The sequence below is a fragment of the Brevibacillus sp. LEMMJ03 genome (assembly GCF_007197875.1).
Lineage (GTDB): Bacteria > Bacillota > Bacilli > Brevibacillales > Brevibacillaceae > Brevibacillus > Brevibacillus thermoruber.
In genome coordinates this window covers 52,646-69,524 of the sequence record NZ_VKJN01000002.1, presented here as the reverse complement: position 1 = coordinate 69,524, position 16,879 = coordinate 52,646, and the positions used below count along the sequence as shown (strand labels likewise).

Below are 16,879 nucleotides of genomic sequence, written 5' to 3'. Positions count from 1 at the left end.
CGTTCTTCGGTAGAGGTAGTTTTCTGCCGGGATCAAAAAGCAGAACCGGGAAGTGCTTTCATTCTGATCCTGTCCGGAAACCCTTTAATTGAAGCCATTTCGCAGACGCTGGTTCTTCGTTAAAGGTGGTTTTTCCCGCAGGATCAGGAAGCAGGACCGGGAAGCGCATCCATTCTGATCCTGTCCGGAAACCCTCTGATTGAAGCCATTTCGCAGACGCTGGTTCTTCGTTAGAGGTGGTTTTCCGCGCAGGATCAGGAAGCAGGACCGGGAAGCGCAACCATTCTGATCCTGTAAGAAAACCCACCCGGCCATAGCATACGCTCAACCCACTCGGCGATGGCTGACGCTGTGCCGAGCGGGGTCCCTTGCTTCGCCGGGCGGGGCCCCTCAACCAATCTTGCAAACTGCCGTCGCGATGAGACACATCATCTCTTCCTGATTCGAAAAACAAAGCCATTCTCACTATAGCAGATGACCGGTGGATTCGCAATAACGCTGGACTTGTGGTATCTTGGTGAAGGAGCATTACGAGAATGGACAGGAACGAGGAAGGTATCCCGATGAAGACCCGCAGTGTGTTGATCATCTGTTACATATTCCCGCCGATCGGCGGAGGAGGCGTACCGCGGCCGTTAAAGATGGCCAAATACCTGGGAGAGTTTGGGTGGAACGTGCACGTGCTGACCGTTGACCCTGTCTACCACGCCACATTGGACCCGTCCCTGCTGGCGCAGGTGCCGGCGGACGTCACGATACACCGCGCCAAGGAGTGGCCCTTGCTGCCGCGACGGGGCGGGGCTGTTGTCCCGGCTGCTGCGGCGGAGGCGGCCCCGGCCCGACGTTCGCTGGCAGCGTCGCTCAAGCAGCAGGCGGTCGGTTTGTTGAAAAAAGCGAAACCGTACCTGTTGATTCCCGACGACCAGATCCTTTGGCTGCCCAACGCTCTGAAGCTGGGGCGGGAGATCATCGGTCGGGAAAAGATCGACGCGATCTTTTCCACCTCCGGCCCGGTGACCAATCACCTCGTCGCCCGCCGTCTCGCTCGCGAGTTCGGGGTGAAATGGGTGGCCGATTTCCGCGATCCCTGGACGCAGAACATGCACTCGTCGGGGATCGCCTGGCGGGAGCGGCTGGAGGAGCGCATGGAAGCGGGCGTGATGGCGGAGGCTGACGCCGTTACCACGGTGACGGCCACGTTTGCCGAGAACTTCCGTAAAAAACACGGCAGCCGCATTCGCCGTCTGGAGCTGATCTACAACGGCTTTGACCAGGCGGATTTCGTCGGCCTCACGCCGGAGCATGCCGCGCCCGGCAAGTTTCACGCCGTCTACGCCGGCATTTTGTACCAGAAGCGCAACCCGCGCCTGCTGCTTCGGGCGATCCGCGAGCTGATCGACGCGGGAGACGTGGAGCGCGAGGACCTGCTGCTCAGTTTTGCCGGCGTGTTTGACTATCCGGGTTATTCGGAAAACCGGGACTGCGTGGAGGCGCTGGGATTGGGCGACGTCGTCCGCGTGCTCGGCAACCTGCCGCACAAGCAGGCGCTCGGCCTGATGAAAGGAGCGGACGCGCTCCTCCTGATCGGGGACGTTTCGCCGGACGCCGGAGCGTACATCCCCGGCAAGCTGTACGAGTACATGGGCATCGGCAAGCCGATCCTCGCCCTGAACAAGCCAGGGGAGGCGACGCAGATCATCCAGACGTTCCGCCTGGGCCAAGTGGCCGACCCGGAAGACAAGGAAGCCATCAAGCAGGCGTTCCTGAAGCTGTACCGGGAGTGGAAGGCGCAGGGAGCGGCCGGCGCGGCGGAACGTGACGACGACTTTGCCGAACGGGTCAAGCCGTACGAACGGCGCGAGCAGGCCCGCCAACTGGCGGAATTGATGAACGAATTGGTCGGACAATGACCGAAAGCAGACTCCGCACCCTGTGGGTGCGGAGTTTTTTCTTGCGAAGAGACGCTGTTCGGCGAAAACATTTTCTGGATTGACAATATCAGGAAATGGATTGTAATGTAATCATGTAATTGCAGTTACATTGTGGTCCCAACGCGGCAAGGGAGGATGGAGCATGAGCAGACACTCTGCCAAACGGGCAAGGAGCCATGTGATCTCCGTCCGCCTGGATGACGAGATGCTGCAGGCGGTCGATCTCCTGGTCCGGGCCGGGCTGTTTCAAAGCCGGTCGGAAGCGGCCAGCCAACTGATCAAGGCGGGCGTGCAGGCGTCGGGCGAGTGGCTCCGCCAGGCGCAGGAGATAGCGGACAGCGTGCAAAAGATGAAGCAGGCGTTCATGGAGGCGGTCAAGCAGAAAGACGTGCAGACGGTCTCGTTGCTTTTGGAACAGGACGGGCGGCTGGCGGCGGATTATGCGGAACAGCCGGGGGATACGCCGCTGCTGCTGGCGGTTTACTACGGCGCGGAGGAAGTGAAGGAACTGCTGCTCGCCAGAGGCGTCCGGCTCAACCTGTTTGAAGCGGCGGCGGTCGGCGACGTCAAGGCGCTGGAGAAGCTGCTTGCGGACGCGCCTCGGCAGGTGAACGCCTACAGCCACGACGGCTGGACGCCGCTGCATCTCGCGTCGTTTTTCGGCAGGGAGGACGCGGCCCGGCTGCTGCTTGGCCGCGGGGCGGACGTGCGCGCCGTCTCCCGCAACCGGATGGAAAACACGCCGCTGCACGCGGCGCTGGCCGGCGGACACGGCGGGATCGCGCTGATGCTCCTGGACAGCGGGGCGGATGCCGAGGCGTCCGACTCGGCGGGCTGGACGCCCTGGCATCACGCGGCGGCCCACGGCCTGCCACACGTGGCGGAGCGGCTGCTGAAGAGCGGAGCGGACGTAAACAGCCGCAACCGCCAGGGAGTCACGCCGCTTGGGCTCGCCCTGCAGAAGAGGCAGACGGAAATGGCTGCGCTGCTGCGGGCGCACGGCGGAACGGAATAACGAAAAAACGGGGGGAACGTGGATGAGCAAACGGGAGGACATCATGCAGGCGGCAATGAACGGCGACGCGAAAAGCGTGCAGGCCTGTCTGGCTGCGGACGGAAGTCTGGCCGGGGCGTACAGCGAGGACGGCTGGACAGCGCTCCACCTGGTCGCTTACTTTGGCCATCTGGAGGCAGCGCTGGTCCTGCTGGATCACGGCGCCGATCCGGAGGTGCGCTCCCGCAACCGGATGGAAAACACGCCGCTGCACGCGGCCGTCGCCAATCGGCAGGTGGCTGCGGCGAGACTGCTGCTGGAGCGGGGGGCCGATGTAAACGCCGTCCAGAGCGGCGGCTGGACGGCCCTGCACGAAGCGGCCATGCTGGGCGATGCGGGGATGGTCACCCTGCTGCTGGAGCGGGGAGCCGATCGTGCGGCGCAAAAAGACGACGGCCTGACGCCGCTTGATCTGGCGCGGGAAAACGGGCACGATGCGGTCATCGCGCTCCTCCCCGGACAAGCGGACGGAAACGGGTGAGGGACGAACGATGCTAGCGGTTCAGTTTCTGCGGGCGTACAACTTTTTCTACTTTTCGCTGCTTGCCGTCTTTATCTCGTTTTTACCCGTGTACCTGACGTTTCGCGGCGTGTCGCCGGCACAGATCGGGGTCCTGATCGGAATGGGCTCGTTTGTCGGCATCCTGTCCCAACCCTTGTGGGGCATGGTGAGCGACCGGTACAAGACGATCAAGAAGATCGTCCTGCTCACGCTCGGTATTTCCGTAGCAGTCGGTTTCGCCCTGTTTCAGTCGGTCCATCCGGCGGCGTTCTTTCTCCTGGTGGGGGCGATGTACCTGTTCATGCTGCCGACCGATCCGCTGACGGAGAGCCTCAACTACCGCGTCGCCGAGCAGCACGGACTCTCGTTCGGGGCGATCCGGACGTTCGGCGCGATCGGGTACGCGTCCGCATCGCTGATCGTCGGGTTTGCCGTGGACCGGCTGGGTATGGAGCGGCTCTCCTGGGTGTATGGGGTGTACGGCCTGCTCGCGTTCGCCTTCTGTCTGGCCGTGCCCGACGCCCCGGCGAGCGGCAAGCGGCTTTCCTTTGCCGACTTGCGCCGGTTTTTTGCGTACCCGGCGACGCTGCGCTTTTTCCTGCTCGTCCTGGTGGCGGCGATTCCGCACCGCACCAATGACAGCTTTTTGGGCGTCTTCGTGCAAAGTCTGGGCGGAACCTCGGGAATGGTCGGCCAGGCCTGGTTCGTCGCCGCCATCAGCGAGGTGGCGTTTTTCGCGCTCAGCGCCTGGCTGCTGCGAACCGGCAGCGAAATCAAGTGGATTACCCTGGCGGCCGGTCTGTACGCCGTCCGCTACGCGCTGTGCGCGGTGGCGGCTGATCCGGTCTGGGTGGTGTATCTGCAGGTGATGCAGGGGATCACCTTTGCCGTGTTCTATACGGCCACGATTCAGTATCTGTACCGGATCATTCCCGAGGAGTGGAAGGCGACGGGGCAGACCGTGCTGGCCGTTCTCTTCTTCGGCGTCTCGGGGATTGTCGGGTCGATAGCCGGGGGATGGCTGTTTCAGCACCTGGGAGGCTCCGCGCTCTACCTGGGGATGGCGGTGGTCTCTCTGGCCGGCTGCTTGTACAGTCTGACGCTGTGGCCGCGGGGAACCGCGTCAACGTGACGGGACGGCACGGAATCCAATGAGGCATAAAAAAAGAGGCGATGGGTTTCGCCTCTTTTTTGTTCGCCGGAAACGCCGGCGGCTGCTTTGCGATTGTTCAATACAGCAGATACTTTTCCACTTCCTCCGGGTCCTTGATCTCGATTCCCGGGTCGTTGTACTTGTAAAACTGGAAGAACACCTGCTGGTCCATCGTGCCCCCCTCCGGCATCGGCAGGATGATCCAGGTCTCGTATTGATGGATCAGACGGTCGTCCTTGCCGAACCAGAAGGTGGTCTTGATCGTGGAATCCCGCAAAACGGCCGCCATGTCCGGGCGGTCGGCCAACTGCTTGCGCAGCGGCTCAAACAGCGGGCTCTTGTTGGCCGCCAGCCAGTCTGCGCCGGTCATTTTCACTTCGAACGGGACGCAGACCGTGCCGTACACCTTCTCTTCGTTTAACTGCACCGCCTGATCCATAAACGGCAGCCAGTCGTCAAAACCGGCCAGCACGTCAAACGGCAGCGGGGTTTCCCGAGCGGTCATCCAGGCATCGCCGACCCGGATGTACCGCTTGTCTCCGATTCGGTAATACTGATAGTCCTGGCGGGCGATCCGCGCATCCACATTGTACCCGTTCGGCTGCACGACGGCGCCGTTAAACATGCTGGTCGTGGTGCGGCTCATGATGGAATTTTTGACATAGCCCTTGTACCAGAACTTCTGTGCATCCTTGTCCGTTTTCGCTTTTTCCAGCGCCGTCTTCAGCCACTCGCTCGCCGACTCCGTCTGCTGCGGGGCCGTCTTTTCCGACGGCGTGCCGTAATTGGTGGTGGCGAAAGACTTGGGCCCCGACTCATAGGTGCAGCCGGTCAAAAGCAGGGCGGAAGCGAGAGCGGACAGGGCGAGCAGTCCCACGGTTCGTTTACGCATGGCGAACCCTCCTTGCGATCCCGTAGCCGATCAATCCGACAAACACGAGGATGACGAGCGGCACGACGGGCACGTTGTGTTGCTTGAACACGATGAGGCGGTGCTTGTCGTAGATGGTGGCGACGATTTCGTTTTCCTTGTCGCCGTCGATGTCGCCCACCTGCACATTCAAGAGCGGCAGGTAGATGCGCCAGGTCTGCTCCAGTCCTTCCGGCGTGTAGCGGTACCCGGCCAGGTAGCGGGTGTCGGTGGTGCTCACCCAGCTCTTCGCCATGGCGACGATCTCCGGCTCTCCGCTCGATCCGACCGGGGCGTAGTTGGTGAAGCGGAAGCTGCGGTCGCCTTCCTCGCTCGCCCAGAGGATCTCCCAGGTGCCGTTCGGCTTCGCCTTCAGAATGTAGGACGGACTGTTGGCCACCAGCAGTTCGTCGGCCCCGTCCTTGTCCAGGTCGGCCGGGATGAATTCCGCGGTCGCCAGCGGCATCTCCTTGCGCGTCAGGGAGTACGCCTCTACGGCGGTGCCGTCCGGTTCCACGGCCATGACGCTGAAGTGTTCGCCCATGGTGATGAGCCCCTCCCGACCGTCCGGCAGCTTCATCGTGCCGACCAGCTTGGTCGCCTTGGTGGTGGCGGCGAACGGCTTTCCTTCATACGTTCCGCTCAGAAGCCCCTCTTTGATGGAGACGTCGCGGTACTTCTCGCCCATCGCGCTGCGGGTGTCCATGCTGCCGCCGTTTTCCGCCAGCTTGTCCCCGATGTTCTGCATGTCCAAAAGCAGGGCGCGGTACGGCGCGGTTCCCACCTGCAGCATCGCTTCCGCGTAGGATTGGCGCTGCACGTTCGGCACCAGTTGGCCGTCCTTCATCGTGTAGTACGGGAAGCCCGGGTAGTCCGACGGCATTTGTTCCTTGATTTTTGCCATCGTCTCCGGCGCGATCTGGTCGTTGGGCATGCGCACCAGCTTTCCGTCCTTCCAGGTGAGCACGTACAGGGAGACGGGCTCGGCCTGCAGGTGCAGGAGCTTGTCGGCCAGCGCCTTCCGCTCTGCTTCCGTCTCCGGCTTCTTCGGCTTCTCTTCCGGCAGGGGCATCTCCTCGGCGTTGCCGTACGTGATGATCTCCTGCTTGCCGTCCCCGTCCACGTCGTAGAGGGTGACGGGGAAGTAGTCCACCCAGGCTCCGTTGTAGAGGCGTTCCGATTCATACTTCAGCGTGAAGTGGCTGAGCGCGGCCAGGTTGTCCCGGTGGAAGCTGACGTTGGCCAGCACGGCGACCAGCACCAGCGCGCCGACGGCCGACCAGCTCAGGCGGCCGTACCATTTGGCAATCAGGGCCACGACTCCGATCGCCACCGCTCCGCCGATCACCACGGCGACGAGCGATTTGACGTCCACGTGAGCGAGGGCACGGTCCAACAGCAAAAAGCCGAGCGTAAAGACGACCACCTGCCGCCGCTCGTCCGGATGCACCAGGACATAGCAGAATCCGAGCAGCGGCAAAAAGACGATCAGGGCGATCCAGGAGAGGTCCAGGAACGCCGGTTTGACCAGGATGTGATAGATGAGGAACAGGGCGATCGCGTACAGCGCCCAGTTCACGGCAGACAATACACCATTGCGGCGCATGGACTCACCACCTTTTCTCTTTCGCTTGGTCGGCGTACAGTGCACACAGGAAGCCGCCAAACAGCCAGAAGTAGAGGGACATGAACGGCACCTCGAAAATGTTTTCCACCAGGTTGTGCATGGCGACGGCAAACAGGCCGCCAAACAGCCCCAGCAGCAGGAAGAACGGCGGCTTTCCGGCCTGTGCCCGGATGAGCCGGACCGCGTAGCGGAACGTCGTGGCAATCAGCGCAATGAGCATGATGACGCCGATGATGCCCAGCTCCGCGATGCTTTTAAACAGGTAGCTGTCGGTGTAGATCGTGCCGAAGTGGCGGGAACCGACAGCGCCGCCGTGATGGCCGAGCCCCACCCCGAACAGCGGTTCCAGCCGCATCTTGTCGTACGCCTCTCCCCAGCGGTCCAGACGTCCGGCCTGCATGCTGGATTCGAGGTACTCGGGGGTAAACAGGGTGAAGATGCGGTTGGAAATCTTCCCGATCAGGGGAGTCGACTCCGGCACGAAGTACAGGCCGATCAGGCCGACGATGCCGGCGAGCACGAGATAGCCGGCCAGCCGCTTGTTCCACAGATAGCAGCAGACAAACAGCGCCACAGCCAGCGCGATCCAGGCCCCGCGCGAACTGGTCAGCAGCAGGGCGAGCAGCGTCGTCAGCGCGACGATCCACCAGATGATGCGCTCTCTCCGGTTCGCTGTCGTGACGGCCAACCCGACCGCGACGGGAGCGATCAGGGCCATGTAGCTGCCCAGCACGTTGGGGCTGGTGACAAACGAAAACGCCCGAGTCGTGACGGCTTCCCCTTCCTGCACCCACGACTGCGGCGTCTGTACGCCCAGCACCACCTGCATGACACCGACGACAGCGGCGAGAAAGCCGACCGCCGCGAGCACTTTCAGGAACGTGACCAGTTGCTCCGTGTCGCGCAGCAGGTAAAAGCCGATGAAAAAGGCGATCATGTACTGGTAGACGGCGCGGAAGCCCTCCACGCTGGCGTCCCAGTTGGCCATGTCGGCCACCGTCAGGGCCAGTCCGTAGACGATGAACGCCGCAAACGTATGCTTGATGGCGGGCATGTCCCGCGTACCTTTCCAATAGGCGAGAAAGGTAAACAGCAGGAGGACGAGCAGCAGGCCGTCATCCCACAGCGACGAAACGACTGGAATCGGCAAAATCTTTCGCAAGACGTAATCGATAACGGGATAGGCCAGCAGGATATAGAGCCAGGTGCCTGACTGCCTTCCCCACTTCCATACGATCTCTCTCATCTCGTTATTTATCCTCCTACACAGGGATTAACCCCACTATTATAATGAATGGGCGAATGCTGTCGCAAGGCGGAGGGGAAAGTGGTTGGTAGGAAAACGAGAAATACGCTATGATAACAGGTGTGCTTTTTAAGAGGATGGGCGCGTCTTGCAAAGATGGGAGATTCGAACGATGAGCATAATCAAAACTGCCTCGATGATCGTCGTACTGACGCTGATCGGGAGGCTTCTCGGCTTTTTCCGCAACATCTATGTTAACAGCCTGTACGGCACGAGCGAAGCGGCGGACGCCTTTTACACCGCGGTGACGATTCCACAAACGCTGTTTCTGGTCGTGCCGGGAGCGATCAACGCCGTGTTGATTCCCGCCATGCGCGGGCTAATGGAAAAAGAGGAGCGGACCGGAGCGCTGTACAACAAGATGCTGACCATCGTGTTCGCTGCGTTTCTGGCGATGGCGGTGCTGGGCGTCGTCTTTGCCCGGGAGATCGCCTGGTTGATGGGAGCGCAGGAAAACACGCTGGAGATGACGGCCGACATGCTTCGGTGGATGTGGCCGTCCGCCGTGTTCATCGGACTCGCCGGCCTGTGGTCCAGCGTCTGCAACGCCCACCAGCACTTCTTTACCCCGACGCTGGGAACGGTGACCAACGGCGCTCTGGTGATCGCCAGCATGTACCTGCTGGTGCCGCTCTACGGGCCCGACGGACTGGCCATGGCGACCACCCTCGGCTACCTGGCGGCGATGCTGACGATGCTGCCGACGCTGCGCCGATTTGGCTACCGCCAGCACTTGTCGTTTGCATGGAAAGAGGATGAAGCGCTGCGCAGCATGGGGGAGCGGGTGGTGCCCATCCTGATCGGTGCTGTGGTGTCCCAGGCGACCACGTTTTTGGAGCGGGGCTTTGCCAACGGTTTGGGACCAGGCAACGTATCCGCGCTGGCCAACGCCAACCAGATCGTGCAGATGCCGATGGCAATATTCGTCGGGGCGTTTACCCTGCCGCTGTTTCCGCTGCTGGCCAGCCACGTGAAGCGGGGCGAGATGGACCAGATGAAGCAGATTCTGCAAAAAGGGCTGGCGTATCTGCTGATCCTGCTATTGCCGGTGACGGCGGGTCTGATTCTCTACGCCGATCCGATCGTGCGGCTGGCGTTCCAGCGCGGCGAGTTCGGCGAGCTGTCCGTCGCGCTGACCGCCTGGGCGCTGCCCTTTTACGGCCTGGGGCTGTACGGGATGGCCGCCCGCGATCTGATCACCCGGGCGTTTTACGCGCTGGACAACACACGAACGCCGGTCGTGATCGGGGTGATCGGGATCGCCGTGTACGCTGGCGCCAACTGGGTCCTGATCCCCTGGCTGGGACACGGGGGGATCGCTCTGGGGACGGCGGTTTCCGCCCTTTTCCAGGCGGTGCTGCTGTTTGGCTTGCTCTGGCGCAAAGTGGGAGCGCCCGTCGGCCGGAGCTTCGTGTGGACCGCGCTGCGGACGCTGGCCGCCTGCAGCGTCATGAGCGGCGGGATCCTGCTGGCCGATGCCTGGCTGTCCGCACTGCCGTTGTGGTTCTACCTGCCGCTTGGCGTGACGGGAGGCGCGCTGCTTTACTTTGCGGCGCTGTCCGCGCTGCGCGAGCCGCTGGTCGTCGAGCTTGTGCAAAAGCTGCGCAGACGGTCTACTCCCGCACAAAACCGGTAAGCGGACATTCGCGAATGGCGTAGCGGGTCTTGCCGGAAGCCGTCGGCGGAATCCGATCGACATGGCATACCTCGATGCTGACTTCCCCCAGTTTGTCCCGAATGGCCCCCAACAGCCGGGCTTCGTCGGCCGGATCGTACCGATCCGGCTCTTTTACCAGTTTGAGCGTGAACATGTCCGGCCTGTGCTGGACGATTTGAAAGGTGCGGAAGCTGTCCAGATTGCGCATGATGTGGTTGAAGTAGTGGCCGTGCACGTACGTCCCGTGAGGCGTGACAAACATGTCGTCTTCCCGACCGTCGATGGCGGCGAGCAGCGGATAGCCGATGCCGCAGGTGCAGCCGTCCGACGAGAGGGCGATGACGTCGCCCAACTGGTAGCGCAGCCGGGGCATGACCGTGTTGTGCAGGTCGGTGACCAGAAGCGCACCCCTTTCCCCGGGGGGAAGGGGGCGGCCGCTGGCGGGATCGACCACTTCCAGCACGCAGTTTTCGCTGAAGGCGTGCATGCGTCCGGCCGGACACTGGTAGGCGATGATGCCGCCGTCGCGGGCGCCGTATTCGTTGACGACGGGCGCCCGGAACGCTTTGGCGATCGCTTGCCGCTGGTAGTCGTGGAGCGTCTCCGCCGTGGATACCACCGCTTTCAGCTTCACGCCCGGACTGACGCCGCGGGCCAGCATCATCTCGGCCAGCAGGTGGAGGGCGGACGCGTACCCGTACAGGTAGACGGGACGGAACCGGCGGATCAGCCGCAGGTGTTCTTCCAGCCGCCGCTCGTCCAGGTCGTAGGCGGGAATCATCAGCCGGTTTTTCAACCAGCGCTCTTTCAAGCGAAACCGGCGGGCCTGCTGCTGGTTGAGCTCCAGCGGCGAGCCCCAGATCATGACAGACGGGTCGCCGATGCGAATGCCGTGCCAGGAGAGCCCCAGCCAGCGGGCCGCTTCGTAGCGTTCCACGGCCGGCCGGTTCAGGTAGAAACGGGTCGGTTCTCCCGTGGAGCCGCCGGTCCGGTTGGCGATCAGCCGGGAGGGGTCCGCGCCGTCGGTCAGGTACTGGTCCGACGACGCGCGGAAACGGGCTTTGCTGAGCGCGGGAAGGCGCTCCAGGAAGCGGAACGGGTCGTCGTTTGCCGCCTCCCAGTCGGATGCGTATTCAGTGTAGGCGGGGACGCGGCGGACAGCGTGGTCCAGCAGGCGTCTCAGCTTGTCGGCCTGCCGTTCCCTGAGCGCCTGCGGCGACAACTGCTGCGCCTCTCGCAGTTCGTGCAGATACTGCCGTGTGCGGTTCTGTTTCAGCCGTTCCATCAACGGCCAGTGCACGCGGCGGATGATTGTGCCTGTCAGCGGCATGGGGGTCGCTCCTTTCGCGGCGGCGGATTCCAAACAATGTTTGGAATCTTTTCCCATTAGTATGACTGCCGGATCGGGACCCTATACCTGTTTGCCGGATGGGAGGTTTCCTAGTAGGATAGAGAGAGGATTCACAGCGGGTTTATTCGCGAGGGACGGCAGCGGGTTTGCCGGACGTGGTCCGTTTTGTCGTTTGTGCGAAGCAAACGGCCGCCGTCCTCCGAAGAAAACCGGCTGTGCGGTACACGATTCGATTTGACACTGTTGCAAAGGAGTTTCCCATGGCCAAAAAAAGTCATTTCCTCGCCGGGGCGTTAATCCTCGCCGTGGCCGGGATTTTGTCCAAGGTAATCGGGATGTTTTACCGCATCCCCCTGCAGGAAATCGTGGGGGACAACGGGCTCGGTCTCTATCAGGAGGTATACCCGCTCTACCTCACTTTCTTGATTCTGGCGACAGCCGGCGTCCCCGTGGCCCTCTCCCGGGTGATCGCCGAAGCGCTGGCGGAAGGAAAGCAGGGCGCGATCAGCCAGATTCTCGCTCGCAGCATGGTGCTGATGGGCGGGATCGGGATCGTCCTGTTTGCCCTGCTCTACCTGAGTTCTCCCCTGATCGCCCGGATGATGGGCAATCCGCATCTGATCGAACCGATTCGGGCCATTTCGCTGTCGCTGCTGTTCGTTCCCTTGATCGCGGTGATCCGGGGCTTCTTCTACGGGCATCAAAAAATGCTCTACGTCGGCCTCTCCCAGATCGTGGAGCAGACGCTGAGGGTGGCCTTTATCCTGATCGCCTCGCTCTATCTCGTCTCGCTGGGCGAGGATACGGATCAGGTGATCACGGGCGTCAACTTCGGGACGATGATCAGCACGTTTTTGAGCCTCGGCTTTCTCGCCTTCCTGCTGTGGCGGCACAACCGCAAGCAGCCGTTCGCGACCGCGGGCGGGTGGAAGCGGCTGGACTGGTGGTACGACCGCGCCTTTTTCCTGTCGATGTGGCGCATCGCCTGGCCGATCTGCATCAGCGCGCTGGTCATTCCGATCTTCAGTCTCGTCGACTCGTTTTTGGCGATCAACATCTTCCGCTACGTCTGGCATGTGGACGGGCTGACCGCCGACACCTGGTTCGGCATCTACAGCCGTGGGGGCCCGCTCCTGCAGTTGGCCAGCCTGTTCGGCTCGTCCATCGCCCTGTCGATCGTTCCCGCCATCGCCGAAGCGCGGCAGCAGCGTGACGAGGAGCGGGTCACCACGCTGACCAAGCTCTCCCTGCGCTTTGCCTGGCTGATCGGCCTGCCGGCGGGTCTGGGATTGACCGCCGTGGCCGAAGGGGCCAACCTGGCGCTGTACGGCGACGTGGAGGGGACCCGGGCGATGGCGATTTTGGGCGTCAGCGCCATTCCGCTTTCCCTGCTGTTGGCCACCAACGGCATTCTGCAGGGGCTGGGCCGGGAAAAAGTGCCGGCGCTGCACCTCTTGTGGGGCGTGCTGGCCAAGATCGGGACGACGATCCTGTTCACCTCCCTGATGGGCATGGACGGGCTGTCCGTATCCTGGCTGTGCGCCACCGCCCTGGTCTGCGCCTTGAACATGCGGGCGATCAACCGGCTGGTGAAGGTGGAGTTCCAGTGGCGCTTTGACACGCTGTATCCGCTGCTCGTCGCCAACCTGATGCTGGTATTGGCCTGGGGCGCGACGGAGGCGGTCGACTTCCTGCTGCATGGGAAAGCCCGTCTGGTGGGCGCGGCGGAAACGGTGATCGGGGTCGGGACGGGGATGCTCGTCTACCTGGGCATGCTGCTCGCCATTCCGCTGATCGACGAAAAAGAGCTGGAGTGGCTGCCCGGAGGCAACCGGCTGCGCGGCCTGATGAACCTGCTGCGCCGGAAAGAGTCGCCGACCGATTTCCGCTGACCTCGGCCTGTCGGCATCAAACAAGGGCTGTACCGTAAACGGAACACCTCCGATTACGGCACAGCCCTTTTCGTCTGTTCGATGGATCGGACCGGCGCGGCCCTGTCCCCGGCAAAAAAGCCGCCCCGTAATCCGGGACGGCTTCACGCTTGGCGGTCAGCTATGCTTGCTTTTGATAGACACAGACTACCATCTTGACGAAAAACTCGCGCAGGAACGGCAGCTTGGCCAGTCCGGAGACGACCGGTCGCAGCGGCACTTCCCGCTGGTAGACAACCGGATGGGGGACGCCCTCCTGGATGCGGCGAAAGCGCTTGATCGTCATCCGGTTGATGTAGGAAATGGTCTCTTTGCCGTCCGGCCCCTGACCGAAGCGGAAGGAGATCCGCTCCTCGCCGTCAGGCAGGTGGCGGACCAACTGCTTGTAGGCGTCGATCAGCGCCTGCTCGGAGAAAAACGCGTGCACCCAGGGAATCCCGATGGCGTCGGAGAGATGGGCGCCGTACGGGTGGTAGTAGGGCGGAAAGTTGATGTACAAGTGGCCGCCCGGCTTCAGCACGCGGAAGCATTCGTCCAGCGTCTGCTCCGGCCGGTCGACGTGCTCCATCGCGTCGTTCATGATGATCGTGTCGAACGTGTTGTCGTCAAACGGCAGTTCGGCCGAGTCCGCGGTCATGAACGCGACCCGGTCCGCCAGCCCTTTTTCGCGGGCGAAGGCGTTTCCCTCCTCGGCGTAATGGGGCACGATGTCAATGCCGATCATCTGCTTGGGACCGAATGTGGCGTAGTAGCAGGTTTTGCCTCCGCCGCCGCAGCCGATGTCCAGGACCGTCTTGTCGCGGAACATCTGCTCCTGCGAATGATAGGAGAGGAAAAACTGGATCGTCTGGTCCCCTTTTTGGAACTGCCACTCGGTGTAGCTCATCGTCCCGTCGTTCGCCAGGTTGAACGGGTGAACGGGAAGCGGAAACAGCTTGTTCAAACGTATCAGAAGCTGGGAAGAAACGGACATCTGCACGTCCTCCTTTCGTCCGCGTTGCAGGGAGCCCTCCCCCTGCGGGCGCTCCGTCCGGCCGTCCGCTTACGTTTTGCGGCGCAGCGCCTGAAGCACCAGTTCGCTGCTTTTGGCGGCTTCCTGGGCGAGCAGCCGCGAGCGTTCGGCAATCACGCGCTTTTCCCGCTCCAGGTTGGCCAGCCGCTCGTTCAAGAGGGCAAGGAGCGCCGATTCGTCCAGACGGGTGATATGGCCGGCGCTTGGCATGCCGGCCCGCTCGACAAACCGGTCGATTTTCGGGTCGTAGGAGATGCCGGTAAACGGCGTCTGCAGCATGCAGGCGAGAATCAGGGAGTGCAGCCGCATGCCCAGCACGTACTCGCACTGTTTCAGCACGGACATGATGTCGTGAAAGGTGACCGGCTCGTCCAGGAGCTGCGCCCCCGGCTGCCGCATCATCCCGATGATGTCGCGGGAGGGAGCCAGGTCGCTGGGGTAGTGCATCGGCAGAAACAGCACGTTCCATCCCCGCTCGGCAAACAGGTCGGCCGCCCGGGCGATGGCCTGCTTGAACCGCTGCTCCTGTTTCCAGTCGCGGACCGAGATGGCGACCAGCGGCTTGGACAGGTCGGCAAACTTGTCCGCCAAAAGCTGGCGCCCCCGCTCGTCGGACACGTCGTCCGGCGAAATGGTCAGCGCCGGATCGGCCGTCACGTAGACCGGCGCCTTGCTCACTCCGCACGCCTTGAAATCTTCGCCTGATTCAAAGTCGCGCACGGTGATCACGTCTACCCGGTTCACCACCCGCTTGATCAACAGGCGGCTGATCGGCTTCTGGACGGGACCAAACCCCTGGGCGTAAAACACGACCGGTTTGCCCAGCAGCTTGGCGATCGAGACGATCCCCAGGTAGTAAAGCACGCTGCGCGGACTGGTCACGTCCTGCATCAGTGTTCCGCCGCCCATCACCAGCATGTCGCTTCGCATCAACTCGCGCACGATGGTCGGCAGGCTCCAGCGGTTGTACGCCGGAATGCCAAACAGGGCCGTCGTTCGCTCCGGCTGGTTGGACAACACGGCCAGGGACATATTCGGTTGTTCCCGACGCAGCGCGCTGATGATGCCATACAGGACCACATCGTCTCCGGCATTGTTAAAGCCGTAGTACCCGGAGATGAGAATACGCGACATGGAGTGAACCTTCTTTCTATATCAAACGTACAGGAAAAACACATTCTCAAGTATAATCGAGTAAATGCGGGGAAGTAAAGCAACCCTAGAACAAATAGAGGAAGCCCAGGGCGAACAGACCGGCCCCCATGAGCATCAGGGCGATCATCAGGACCAGCATCCCCTTGTTCTTGCGCCGCCGGTAAAAAAATTCGTCAAACATGGCAAGCCTCCAAAACGGGTTTTCATCCATTCTACTATCATACCATGCAAGCGCACATCCTCGCCATCCATTCAGAGGATCAAATGGGAGAAAGGGGCAGGCAGACGATGGAACAAACATGGCTGAAGTACATCCTGCTGGTAGAGCGGGATGCGGAAGACGCGTTTGTCAGCGAGGTGCTGGCGAGCGCCTACACGCTCGGCTGGGTGGAGCCGCAGATCGAGGTGCTGACGACGGAAAACGGCTACGATTACGCGGAAAAGACGGACGGCCCGGTGATCGCCTACCTGTTTGAGCCGCTCAGGGACAGCGAAGCCGAGCATGCGGAGCGGCTGCGGGACTATCTCAGCCGCTGGGGGGAGAAGGTCCGCCTGCAGGAGGTGGAGACGGTGGCGGAGGAGAACGAATCGTGGAAGGAGACATTCCGCGAGGTGCAGGTGGGCGACTGGTGGATTGCGCCCACGTGGACCCCGCCGGAAGCGCTGGCCCAAGCCAGGCACGTGCTCTGGATCGATCCCGGCGCGGCGTTTGGCACCGGCTACCACGGCACCACCCAGGACATCCTGCTGATGCTGCAGGAGCGGCCTCCCGCCGGCAAACGAGTGCTGGACATCGGCGCCGGTTCCGGCATCCTGTCGCTGTTCTGCGTCAAAAACGGGGCCCGGCAGCCGGTCTGGGCGGTGGATCTCAATCCGCAAAGCGAATACCAGATCCGGGTAAACCTGGCCAACAACGACCTGTCGGAGGAAGCGGTGGAAATCGTGATGGGCGACGCGCTGGATCCGGACGTACAGGAGCGGCTGCCCCGGGAGGCGGATCTCATCCTCGTCAATATCGGCGGTGACGAAGACGTGGCGATGCTGCCGCTGGTGCGGGAGCGGATCGCTCCGGGGGGAACGGTGATCCTTTCCGGGATCGTGCAGTGGAATCGCGGCAAGGTGCTGACCGCTTACGAACAGGCCGGATTCGCCCCGGTGGCGGAGCGGCACAGTGACGAGTGGGTGACGGTCATGATGAGGGACGTCCGGGAGTAGAGATGGTACGGGAACGATTTACGCCGGATCGGACCTGTGTCACAATGGGAGAAACGAACACGGAGGAGGAAACCG

At 62.3% G+C, this 16,879-nt stretch carries 13 protein-coding genes; 7 read left to right on the top strand and 6 right to left on the bottom strand.

Going from position 1 to position 16,879, the window contains the following annotated elements; translation table 11 throughout:
• Window positions 1-563: 563 nt before the first annotated feature.
• The 4 genes from FOI68_RS02935 (at window position 564) to FOI68_RS02920 (ending at window position 4,619) form a co-directional block, all read left to right on the top strand.
• The gene (locus FOI68_RS02935) at window positions 564-1,910 is read left to right on the top strand and encodes a glycosyltransferase family 4 protein (RefSeq protein WP_143862275.1); all 1,347 of its coding nucleotides are present in this window, start codon (window positions 564-566) and stop codon (window positions 1,908-1,910) included.
• Between the two features lie 163 nt (window positions 1,911-2,073).
• A complete protein-coding gene (locus FOI68_RS02930; RefSeq protein ID WP_143862274.1) occupies window positions 2,074-2,946 on the top strand; it encodes an ankyrin repeat domain-containing protein in 873 nt (290 codons plus the stop codon).
• A gap of 22 nt (window positions 2,947-2,968) precedes the next feature.
• On the top strand, window positions 2,969-3,466 hold the full coding sequence (locus tag FOI68_RS02925) for an ankyrin repeat domain-containing protein (protein ID WP_143862273.1): 498 nt from the start codon (window positions 2,969-2,971) through the stop codon (window positions 3,464-3,466).
• Between the two features lie 10 nt (window positions 3,467-3,476).
• The gene (locus tag FOI68_RS02920; protein WP_143862272.1) at window positions 3,477-4,619 is read left to right on the top strand and encodes an MFS transporter; all 1,143 of its coding nucleotides are present in this window, start codon (window positions 3,477-3,479) and stop codon (window positions 4,617-4,619) included.
• Window positions 4,620-4,716: 97 nt separating this feature from the next.
• On the opposite strand, the gene FOI68_RS02915 is transcribed toward FOI68_RS02920, so the two are convergent.
• Genes FOI68_RS02915 through FOI68_RS02905 form a run of 3 tightly spaced genes read right to left on the bottom strand, consistent with a single transcriptional unit; the run spans window position 4,717 to window position 8,423 of the window.
• On the bottom strand, window positions 4,717-5,532 hold the full coding sequence (locus tag FOI68_RS02915; RefSeq protein WP_044898403.1) for a hypothetical protein: 816 nt from the start codon (window positions 5,530-5,532) through the stop codon (window positions 4,717-4,719).
• Complete coding sequence (locus FOI68_RS02910; RefSeq protein WP_029097614.1) at window positions 5,525-7,156, bottom strand: hypothetical protein; 1,632 nt, start codon at window positions 7,154-7,156, stop codon at window positions 5,525-5,527. The genes FOI68_RS02915 and FOI68_RS02910 overlap by 8 nt, the downstream gene beginning before the upstream one ends.
• 4 nt (window positions 7,157-7,160) lie before the next feature.
• Window positions 7,161-8,423, bottom strand: a complete 1,263-nt coding sequence (locus tag FOI68_RS02905) for an O-antigen ligase family protein (RefSeq protein ID WP_029097613.1) — start codon at window positions 8,421-8,423, stop codon at window positions 7,161-7,163.
• A 172-nt stretch (window positions 8,424-8,595) separates the two neighbouring features.
• On the opposite strand from FOI68_RS02905, the gene murJ reads away from it, so the two are divergent.
• Entirely contained in the window at window positions 8,596-10,119 is a 1,524-nt protein-coding gene (gene murJ, locus FOI68_RS02900; RefSeq protein WP_143862271.1) for a murein biosynthesis integral membrane protein MurJ, read from the top strand.
• Here murJ and FOI68_RS02895 read toward each other — a convergent pair.
• Complete coding sequence (locus FOI68_RS02895) at window positions 10,097-11,470, bottom strand: phenylacetate--CoA ligase family protein (protein ID WP_143862270.1); 1,374 nt, start codon at window positions 11,468-11,470, stop codon at window positions 10,097-10,099. The genes murJ and FOI68_RS02895 overlap by 23 nt on opposite strands.
• Before the next feature lie 281 nt (window positions 11,471-11,751).
• Here FOI68_RS02895 and FOI68_RS02890 point away from each other — a divergent pair, with 281 nt between their 5' ends.
• The gene (locus FOI68_RS02890; protein ID WP_143862269.1) at window positions 11,752-13,383 is read left to right on the top strand and encodes a putative polysaccharide biosynthesis protein; all 1,632 of its coding nucleotides are present in this window, start codon (window positions 11,752-11,754) and stop codon (window positions 13,381-13,383) included.
• Window positions 13,384-13,543: 160 nt separating this feature from the next.
• Here the strand turns inward: FOI68_RS02890 and FOI68_RS02885 are convergent, their stop codons facing one another.
• Together FOI68_RS02885 and csaB are read right to left on the bottom strand one after the other, a co-directional pair.
• The gene (locus FOI68_RS02885; protein WP_255433338.1) at window positions 13,544-14,401 is read right to left on the bottom strand and encodes a class I SAM-dependent methyltransferase; all 858 of its coding nucleotides are present in this window, start codon (window positions 14,399-14,401) and stop codon (window positions 13,544-13,546) included.
• Between the two features lie 63 nt (window positions 14,402-14,464).
• Window positions 14,465-15,568 (bottom strand): polysaccharide pyruvyl transferase CsaB, encoded by a 1,104-nt coding sequence (gene csaB / locus FOI68_RS02880; protein WP_029097608.1) that lies wholly within the window; start codon window positions 15,566-15,568, stop codon window positions 14,465-14,467.
• Window positions 15,569-15,877: 309 nt separating this feature from the next.
• On the opposite strand from csaB, the gene FOI68_RS02875 reads away from it, so the two are divergent.
• Entirely contained in the window at window positions 15,878-16,804 is a 927-nt protein-coding gene (locus FOI68_RS02875; protein ID WP_035300448.1) for a 50S ribosomal protein L11 methyltransferase, read from the top strand.
• The last annotated feature ends 75 nt before the right edge of the window (window positions 16,805-16,879 follow it).